Origin of the sequence: Methanosarcina sp. 2.H.A.1B.4 (assembly GCF_000979385.1) — an archaeon.
GTDB lineage: Archaea > Halobacteriota > Methanosarcinia > Methanosarcinales > Methanosarcinaceae > Methanosarcina.
On record NZ_JJOV01000030.1, the window covers coordinates 1 to 5,251 of the forward strand.

Consider the following 5,251-nt stretch of genomic DNA (forward strand, 5'->3'; position numbering starts at 1 on the left):
CCTCTACGTCTCGTGGGCTCGGAGATGTGTATAAGAGACAGGTATATATATGCTAATAATGGTTTATTTTCTTTTAATTTTTCTCAACTGGCAATTACTCCATCAAATATTTACTGCATTTAACCTTTTTCCGGAAGGTTATATCCTGATATCTCATTTGTCTTAAACTAAAATTTTGAAAAAAGAAGAGATAAGAGTTTAACTTTTTCTTTTGTAGAACGCCCATTTCTTACCCTGGATACTACTGCGAGATGGGATACCGTCAGAAAATTAGCGAAATTATCGCAAGTACAACAAAGATTATAACAAGCCACTTTGCGATATTCATAGATAAACCGGCAATCCCCCGGGTCTTTAGCCTGGTGGTAGTTTATAAGACTAAAGTAGGGTAAATTAGATAAAAAGGGATTAAAAATAGAGTAAATAGAAAGAGAGTCAAACTTGCGTAGACTCTCTTTTAGTTTTAAAATATTTTTTAATTAACTGTCTTAATTTAACTTTGTTCCGCATTCTCCGCAAAACCTGGTGCCAATGGATACTTTGTTGCCACAGCTCGGGCATTTTGTGAGTGCAACGGATGCTCCGCAATTATTGCAGAATTTTCCTTCACCTGAGGGTTTGCCGCATTCCGGGCATAAAGTCTGCCTTCTCTCTATATCGCCTTTGAATACGCTTGCATTCGCGGCTTTCTCTTTCATTTCATCTACCATGCGTTCTGCTCTTATTGCAGTCAGCTCAACATTTTCCCTTGGCGCACATTCCACGCAGAGATTGTCCTGCTCGTTCCAGTCAGCTTCACAGACATAGTGTTTGCATCTCGGGCACCTGCAGAAGTGTTCCTTTGCTTCATTCTGGGCTGTTTCAAAGGCATCTTCCCACTCTTTGCGCCATTCAGGAGACATTCCCTCTTTGCGGTCATTGAGTATATCCACGCCTCTCTCGATTGCGTTTCCAACACGGTACTGGCCTACAAGGTCAGAGCCTACAGAGAGTGCTTTTCCAAACATGCCAAATATGCCTGTCTTCTTATATGTCCTGGATTCGATGAATCCTGTTTTGTAGCCGTCCTGACAGATATCACAGTAGAAAGTAAACTGGAAACCTGATTCTGAACTGTTGTCTTCGTAGTTTCTTGTAAAAGGCTGGAGTTGTGATTTCTGGAATCCCACTTTATCACCTCAACGGTTTGCCACATTTGATACACTTCTTGCTTGTAGGGGGCTGTTCGGTCCTGCATTTGGAATTGGGGCAGACAATGATAATCGGAGTACCGCAATTGCTGCATTTATCCCCCAGGAACGTCTCTTTTCCGCAGCTTTTACATGTGTTCCACAGCAAAACGCCGCAGTGGCCACAGACTTTTGCCCCATCCTCAAGAGGGTATCTGCATATCGGGCATCTCATGGGCCCGAGAGGGTTCTCCTGTGTACAGAACGGGCAGAAGTTAGAATCACGTGCGATCAATTTTCCGCAATATTTACACGGATGTTTATAACTGGCCATCTTTCTACACCCCTTTAATTTTTATTTGCCTGGAAGATGCCCGGACAAATATACTATTAGTAATTATTGTATTGTAGTTTTTGAAATTTCCGGTATTGAACTGTAAAACCCATCGTATCAAAAAAATTAGTACTTAATCTGATTAAAAGCTGTATATCCGGGAAAAATGATACCTTAAAAGCTACCAGAATGAAACTAAAACTGCATTAGTCGTCTCAGGAAGCTCAAAGTACCGGATAAAGCCTATTCAGCTTTCAAGAAGGAAGAAATACACTTCATAGCTTTTATTGCAACAATTAAATTCTCAAAGAGCCTATTTTATCTTTACTATTTATTTTCAGGCACTCAACCGCATGGGTTAAAATAACCTGTATTTAAAAAAGAAATTTTTTCAAAGTCTATATAAGTATATCTTAATAGAGTTTCCGATATACCACTATTTAAAAAAGTTACTGGAAACTAAAAAAGTTACTGGAAACTAAAAAAGTTACTGGAAACTAAAAAGGTTACTGGAAGAATTATTGCATAATCCTTCTAGCTTCAATATAATACCTTTTCTCGTTTTCCTTTCCAAGGGAAAAGGATTTTCTTGGGAGAATTCCCTTCTTTTTTATAAGAGCAAAGAAATCGCTTCTTTTGAAGGACGGAAGGAAGAAACCAATACTTTCAGGCTCTTTTCCGAGTTTTTCCACTACTTCAGGGTCATGTTCATATTCAACCGGATAGTCGTCAATAACCTCGTCAAGGGTTTCAACCTCCAGGTCATGCTCAGGGTTATCAAAGATGAGGACGCCGCGCCTGTCTTTTGTAATAAATTCGATTGAATGTCCGGTTACTTGATTCTCAGCATATTGGGCAGTTAAATTGCCGGATGGAGCTTCCATAATTCTCGCATTGAACCTTTTAAGCAGTTCCTCAGGGTCAACCCCTCTTACAATCCTGTGAATTGGCTCAAAAGTAAGCCCCGGATCATGAATATTTACAAGCTCTACAAGTGCGTATCTGGCCGGGTGGTTATCCGGGACCGTCCCTTTAATTTTCTCCCAGAAACTCTTTGCTGCAGCAAGGCTGTGGTTTCCATCTCCAACGAGGAGGGTCCCAAGAGCCTGAATCCTTTCCGAAATTTCCCTAATTGTCTTTTCATCGCTGATCTTAAAGCCTCTTATATGGCCGCCGTCTTCTATCAGGTCAAAATCATAAATCTGGTTTTCTTCATAAACAGGATTATCTGTGTTCAGAGGAATAACGGAAAAGTTCGGGTCGTCGTATAAAACAAGAACATGTGTAAGCTCCAGCTCTGCATTTTCTCTTATCATGACTCTTGCAGGAAGCCTTTCTTTGATTGTTTTTTCAGTCGGCCTGATAAAGGATTCAGATCCATCATACTCGTATCCTTCCAGATCGATTGCGACAACCAGACCTGTCCTTTCACTCCCTGAGACAGCACGCTTTACAAGAACAAAGCAGGGGCCATGATCAACAAGAGTAGCTTTGTAATTGTGCATTGCCTTATGAATATTATTTACTCTATTTTCATCTAAAGGAAGATAGATTTCAGGGTAAATTAAATTGAGAGTAGAAGGAGTATCTCCAACAAATTCTTCTACTCTTCTCCAGTACTCTATATCCTGAGTATGCTGGTCACAGGCAATTACTGCCCATTCGCTCCAGTTAGCCTCTGGAAGAAGAATGTGAGGAACGTGTAATATCATGGTTAATTAAAAATAAAGAGAAGATATAAAGATTTCTAAACACATTCCTAAACTCCTTCTCTAAAAACCTTCTTTTGGCATATACTGAAAGCAAAGAATAGAGCCTCCTCTTTTTATTGAAGTGTACTGTGTAGATAGCTATTTTATCGAGAACAGCCTGTTTTAGGTTCTGTAAGGAATAATATGTAAATGTGTGGGATAATTTGAAAACTGTCATGACCCGGATTGGGAAAGAGGCAAAGTGCTTTCGTAAATGGATATGGAAGGGCCTGTTGTCCTATACTGTCCGGATAGGCAGAATTCTCGCAAAAATTCTCGACCTCTGCGTTTTTCCGGAGATTCTGGACCTTTTATGGCAGACTATAAAACCCAATACCCGAAAGCTAACTCCAGTAGAGGAACAGGAAGCACGAACCGTATTTGGAGACAGCATCAATTACCGACAGGTGCGTATCGACGAAAATTCGCTAATTGCCTGGCTCGGGGCAAAGGTAAACAATTGCTCGGGGATGGGTGTTACCACCTTTCATACAATCAACTTCAACGAAAAAATTAAGACTGCTGCAGGCAATTCAGACATGAAGTGGCTTATTCATGAATTAGCCCATATAGCACAGATGGAACACGTCGGTTCGAAATATCTGGTCGAAGCAGTTTATGCACAGGCAACAGAAGGATACGGATACATTCCAGGTGCAAAACTGCATTTATATGAATATAACCGCGAACAACAGGCTTCGATTGCTGCAGATTATTATATCGCACGTATTTCAGGCAACTCAACAGCTCCGTATGATACTTATATTGCAGAACTGCAAGCAGGGGAGTTATAACTATGGTCTTATCCTGACCCTGTCCTCTTCTACAACTACAAAACTACAACTACAAAACTACAACTACAAAACTACAACTACAAAATGTCTTTTCCAATCATTACGTAATTGGCATTAAAGTACTGTAATTTGAAAATTATCACTTTTATTAAGGAAGCCGTAAAGGTTTCTATACTTATAGATGTACTCGTATACTTATCTCAAGCTGACTTTCGGGAAGAACTCCTCTTTTTTTCTAAAAGCACCCATAACTTCTCGCATTCATCAGCTGTCAGCCCGATCTGTTTGACCAGATATTCTTCTGTTTTTTCGTTTTTTACCGTCCCTTTTAGCAGATTACTTATTGTATCCCTGTGGTGCCCTGTTATCCTTTCAATACTTCGTATTCCATTTTTTTCGAGAAAAAGCCGATATATCATCCTTATTTCAGTTCCGGGCAGATGCTTGCGATAAACAGCTGTACCGACTGTTTCCATGAAAAATTTCCCACAATGCTTACAATAATATCTCTGGTGTCCGGTCTTATATTTTCCACGTTTTATTACGGCTTTTCCTTCCTCCTTAAGATGATACTCACATTCAGGATTTGGACACACGACTTCATCTGTTTTTCTGGTTATACGATTTCCCCTCCCTGAGTCCCGATTTGACTATCTGGTCTATTACGCATATTCCACACATATTTCCGAATTTTGACAAACAATTCAATGCGAGTTATATACTGAAATAATTTAATTAATAAGTTATGGATTTATTGATATATTTATCTTACTTATTGCGATGTCTTCCAGAAATAGATTTCTGCAAAATTAGTCAATGTACATCTCGAAAAAAAATCAAATACATTAAAAAAATATTTGCAATTGTCGTCTCTGGGAATCCATACTACATTACTTTCCCGCACATAAACTACATACAGGAAAGCTTCGTGCAAACTGAAGGAAGTTTTCGGATGGAATTTAGAGAATTAAGCCATTACTTGATAAGGAAATACAGAGAACTGGATTTTGTTAGCCTTTAATTTGGGAGTTAGAAAGTTGATTCCAATGAAATACGGCAAAAGATCTGAGTATTTCTTATTCTGATTGAACTAAGTTGGGTTTTCTAAGAGGCTGTCTTAAAATTAAATAATACCTGTACCAAGATTGTTCGTCAATGTCAGAACAGACTGAAAGACTTCCTTATCCTAGTGATTTATCTGAT

Annotated in this window: 6 protein-coding genes; 1 reads left to right on the forward strand and 5 read right to left on the reverse strand. The window is 39.2% G+C overall.

Annotation, left to right across the window (positions count from 1 at the left end; genetic code table 11):
- Window positions 1–262: 262 nt before the first annotated feature.
- The 4 genes from EO92_RS16975 to EO92_RS04375 form a co-directional block, all read right to left on the reverse strand.
- Window positions 263–328 (reverse strand): DUF1328 family protein, encoded by a 66-nt coding sequence (locus EO92_RS16975; protein WP_082107941.1) that lies wholly within the window; start codon window positions 326–328, stop codon window positions 263–265.
- Window positions 329–488: 160 nt separating this feature from the next.
- Window positions 489–1,169, reverse strand: a complete 681-nt coding sequence (locus EO92_RS04365; RefSeq protein ID WP_048136390.1) for a zinc ribbon domain-containing protein — start codon at window positions 1,167–1,169, stop codon at window positions 489–491.
- Between the two features lie 4 nt (window positions 1,170–1,173).
- A complete protein-coding gene (locus EO92_RS04370; RefSeq protein ID WP_048169592.1) occupies window positions 1,174–1,503 on the reverse strand; it encodes a zinc ribbon domain-containing protein in 330 nt (109 codons plus the stop codon).
- A 518-nt stretch (window positions 1,504–2,021) separates the two neighbouring features.
- On the reverse strand, window positions 2,022–3,215 hold the full coding sequence (locus tag EO92_RS04375) for a DUF1015 domain-containing protein (protein WP_048169594.1): 1,194 nt from the start codon (window positions 3,213–3,215) through the stop codon (window positions 2,022–2,024).
- 215 nt (window positions 3,216–3,430) lie between these two features.
- On the opposite strand from EO92_RS04375, the gene EO92_RS04380 reads away from it, so the two are divergent.
- The gene (locus EO92_RS04380; RefSeq protein ID WP_048169596.1) at window positions 3,431–4,048 is read left to right on the forward strand and encodes a hypothetical protein; all 618 of its coding nucleotides are present in this window, start codon (window positions 3,431–3,433) and stop codon (window positions 4,046–4,048) included.
- Between the two features lie 200 nt (window positions 4,049–4,248).
- On the opposite strand, the gene EO92_RS04385 is transcribed toward EO92_RS04380, so the two are convergent.
- Window positions 4,249–4,524 (reverse strand): hypothetical protein, encoded by a 276-nt coding sequence (locus tag EO92_RS04385; RefSeq protein ID WP_156161331.1) that lies wholly within the window; start codon window positions 4,522–4,524, stop codon window positions 4,249–4,251.
- Window positions 4,525–5,251 lie beyond the last annotated feature (727 nt).